Here is a 3,492-nt window from a genome sequence, read left to right on the forward strand (position 1 = left end):
TTATACCGCTCCTTAGATGCAGTCGAACGCCTCAAACAAGAAGGCATTGATATCGGTCTGATTAATAAGCCAACATTGAACTCGATCGATGAAGAAATGATGTCGAAAATTGGTAAGTCACCGATGGTATTAGTCGTCGAATCTTTCAACCGCAAAACTGGTTTGGGCAGTCGCTTCGGTTCGCAGTTATTGGAGCGCGGCTATAAGCCTAATTACAACCACCTCGGTACGCATATAGAAGGTTGTGGCGGTCTATGGGAGCAGTTCCCACATCAGGGGATAGATCCCGCTGGGATTATGGCTGCGGTTAAGAAGTTGATGGGTTAGGAAATTTTAGGTTTTGAGACGCACGAGTTGGAAGTTGATTCCGACTCGTGCGTTGTTTTGTGTATGACTGAAGAATTATTTTCCTTACTTCGTCTGAATTTAAAATCAAGAGAATGACAAATTTATATTTCACTCGAACATAAAATTGTCCGGATATTACCGCTGTAGCAACGTATATAGAATTATATTTATCTGAGCTACGACTTCTAGGGATAAGGCTATGAGCGATTTTGGTAATAATTTACGTTGGGGTTTACTTTGCACTGCTTACTTTCCATTACTTTCTGTTCTAGCAGTTGTGGTCTTTGCTATTTGCTCGATTCCTTACACGATTTTATTGTGTGTATGGATTGTCTGTCTTCCCCTTCTTTGGATCACTTCGCTAATACCTTCTGATACTTCTTCCAAGGAACTAATTGAAAAAGGGTTTCAAGCTTTTATTCTCTTACCATTTGGAGCAACAATCTTATTTACAATTTATATTGTTTTTTATTTTCTCTCGATCTTCACCTCTCCCTTGTGGTTATTATTGGGATTGATCAATCCAGAGCTAGTTATCCCTGATGATTTTCCAGCAAATCGATGGGTAGTATTATTTACTTATCTAATTATGCCTATATTTTCCTTCGGTTGTATTAGCATGAGTAGTGCTGGGGCTTAATAAAATAATCATTGCCTACAAATTAGAATTATTTAAAAATAAGATTTTGCTTTACATGCAAAGGGCGGGATAAGTTTATGCAAATAAACATTGCTGAATTCTAGAAATATCGAACGAACCCGCCCAACAACACCAGCTAATATCGATTGTGATTCTTTCGTGCGTAGATGACGATGTTCGATCGATCGTTTGAATTCATAGATGGTGACATTCGATCGATTATTGGTGGGTGAGGGCGGGTTCGATCGAGATTTTGGAATTATGCGGAATCGATCGCATAAACCCGCCCCTACGAACCCGTACAGGCGAATATGTGGGTGGGGATTCGATCGATCTTATTTATTATCAGATCTGTAGGGGCGGGTTTATGCTAATAATCATCGCCAAATTCCAAAAATTGTGAACGAACCCGCCCAACCCCACCAGCAAATATCGATTGCGATTCGATCGTGCGTAGATGATGATGTTCGATCGATCGTTTGAATTCATGGATGGTAACATTCGATCGGTTATCGGTGGGTGAGGGCGGGTTCGATTTAGATTTTAGAATTATTCGGAATCGATGGCATAAACCCGCCCCTACAAACCTGTACAGGCGAATATGTGGATGGGGATTCGATCGATCGGATTCATGGTCGATCGTGAGAATATGATGTAGATGGATAGATCGGCGAGAGCAGTAAAATGAAATTAAGTGATGTTGTTTCCCGTATCGAGATCGATCCACGCAAGCTGACAGAATACGCATTGAACCCCGATAACCCCGTCGGAGCCGACAAAGCAATAATCTTTCAACGTGTCCTGGGTTACAACAGAGATAACTATCGATCGCTACTCGAACAAATCCAATCTCAGGCGATGGCAGCAGAAGCCATCCAGAAAAGTGAAGACCAACACGGAGAGCGATATCAGGTAGATTTAGAAGTAGTAGGTACTGAAAATCAAAGAGCCATCATCCAGACTGGCTGGATAGTTCAGCCTAAAACTGATTCTGCTAGATTATTCACCCTGTATGTGAAAAAACAGCCATGAAAAATCCCGAACTCTTCGATGTGATTGAACTCCTAATCGATTTACCTGCTCATAGCCTCTGTGCGGGCGATCGAGGTGCCATTTGTGAAGAATATGGCAATTCACAGTATGAGGTAGAATTTACCAATTCAGATGGAGAATCGATCGCGTTAGTTGCATTATCGATCGACTCTTTTGTCATAGTGTGGCGATCTGCATCTAAAACTTGGGTACCGATCGCTGAAAAAATTCAAGCGATATTATCTGCTTTACCAGAAGATAATCTATCCAAAGTTTTTGAATTTGCTCGTTCCGTTCACAACGAAAGGATATCTGCCTAAAATGTTTCGGCTATTGCACCTATCAGTTGTTCGGGTATGAAATATGAATATTAGAGAAAAAATTATTCAAGAAACTGAAGACACCCCCGATGGTATTTTGTCCGAAGTCTTGGATTATTTACAATATCTGAAAGTTAAACATCAGCAAGGGATGATGGAAACTGCCTTGCTCAGTGAAACGATCCTTCAGAAAGACTGGTTAAAACCAGCAGAAGAAGTTGCATGGCAAAATTTGTAGTCGATCGATTCCTCATCGATCGCATAAACAAAGCCATATACGAACCCGTACAGGCGAATATGTGGGTGGGGATTCGATCGATCGTATTGATGGTCGATCTAAACCGTCCAATCTTCTGTTGCTAATTTTGGAACTTTGCTAAAATCACGAACATTACGAGTCAATAGCACCAAGTTACGAGAGATAGCAATTGCGGCAATTCTCAAATCCATTGTTGATACCCGAACTTTTTGGAAGCGTAACTCATCAAAAATCGCAATCGCTTCAACATCAAATGGCAAAACAGGAGCCGATGCAAAACCCTGAAGAATTTCTATTAAAAGATTGTACCCGCGAATCGTATCGGTATTTGTCTGAGCGCGATTGATAAAATTGTGGGCACCAAGCGTCTGTTCGTGGAAACTAACGGCAGATAAAGCAAAATCTTCTGGAGAATACCTGTCCATTCGCATCATTAAACGGGTAAATTCCACACTCGATCTGCGTTGTAGAAAGCTGATATGGTCGGTATCCAGCAAATATTTCACGATTACTCGACACTTTCTGTAACAGGACGATCCGATTGGCGGAAAGTTTTTCCGTATTCCAGTGCTTCAAGGAAGACTTCTTCATCAGAGATTGAGCCAGTAAGTTTTTGCAACCAGCTTTCAGTGACAGGCTTGCTGTCAACCTTTTGTTGCAGTTCACAAACTGTCTGTTCGAGAGTTTCCAAACGTCTTTCGATAGTTACTTCATTCAACATTTCTTTATCCTTAGAAAGAGCGACTTTCTAAATTATATCTCTTACGAGAGGATCGACGCATAAACAGAGCCATCTACGAACCCGTACAGGCGAATATGTGGGTGGGGGTAAAGGTCGTTGGCGTAGCCTACCGGAGGTAATCATATTTATGTTCGATCGACTGTTCAGAGCC

General features: G+C 41.4%; 7 protein-coding genes. 5 read left to right on the forward strand and 2 right to left on the reverse strand.

All coding sequences use genetic code 11. The features are described from left to right. From RMO52_RS04465 to RMO52_RS04485, 5 genes are all read left to right on the forward strand, one after another. On the forward strand, nt 1-327 hold a 327-nt coding region (locus RMO52_RS04465; RefSeq protein WP_310411259.1), incomplete at its 5' end, for a transketolase C-terminal domain-containing protein. A 220-nt stretch (nt 328-547) separates the two neighbouring features. Beyond that, on the forward strand, nt 548-988 hold the full coding sequence (locus tag RMO52_RS04470) for a hypothetical protein (protein ID WP_309741099.1): 441 nt from the start codon (nt 548-550) through the stop codon (nt 986-988). Between the two features lie 684 nt (nt 989-1,672). Then, the gene (locus tag RMO52_RS04475; RefSeq protein WP_309741100.1) at nt 1,673-2,020 is read left to right on the forward strand and encodes a DUF6883 domain-containing protein; all 348 of its coding nucleotides are present in this window, start codon (nt 1,673-1,675) and stop codon (nt 2,018-2,020) included. Next, nucleotides 2,017-2,340 carry a DUF4926 domain-containing protein gene (locus tag RMO52_RS04480; protein WP_309741101.1) on the forward strand — a complete coding sequence of 108 codons (324 nt, stop codon included), beginning with the start codon at nt 2,017-2,019 and terminating at the stop codon, nt 2,338-2,340. The genes RMO52_RS04475 and RMO52_RS04480 overlap by 4 nt, the downstream gene beginning before the upstream one ends. 43 nt (nt 2,341-2,383) lie before the next feature. Then, nucleotides 2,384-2,578: a DUF2281 domain-containing protein gene (locus RMO52_RS04485; protein WP_310411262.1), complete on the forward strand. Its 195-nt coding sequence runs from the start codon at nt 2,384-2,386 to the stop codon at nt 2,576-2,578. A gap of 98 nt (nt 2,579-2,676) precedes the next feature. Here the strand turns inward: RMO52_RS04485 and RMO52_RS04490 are convergent, their stop codons facing one another. After that, on the reverse strand, nt 2,677-3,105 hold the full coding sequence (locus tag RMO52_RS04490; protein ID WP_309741104.1) for a type II toxin-antitoxin system VapC family toxin: 429 nt from the start codon (nt 3,103-3,105) through the stop codon (nt 2,677-2,679). A gap of 2 nt (nt 3,106-3,107) precedes the next feature. Next, entirely contained in the window at nt 3,108-3,320 is a 213-nt protein-coding gene (locus tag RMO52_RS04495) for a hypothetical protein (protein ID WP_309741105.1), read from the reverse strand. Between the last annotated feature and the right edge of the window lie 172 nt (nt 3,321-3,492).

The sequence above is a fragment of the Chamaesiphon sp. OTE_8_metabat_110 genome (assembly GCF_031382685.1).
Classification (GTDB): domain Bacteria; phylum Cyanobacteriota; class Cyanobacteriia; order Cyanobacteriales; family Chamaesiphonaceae; genus Chamaesiphon.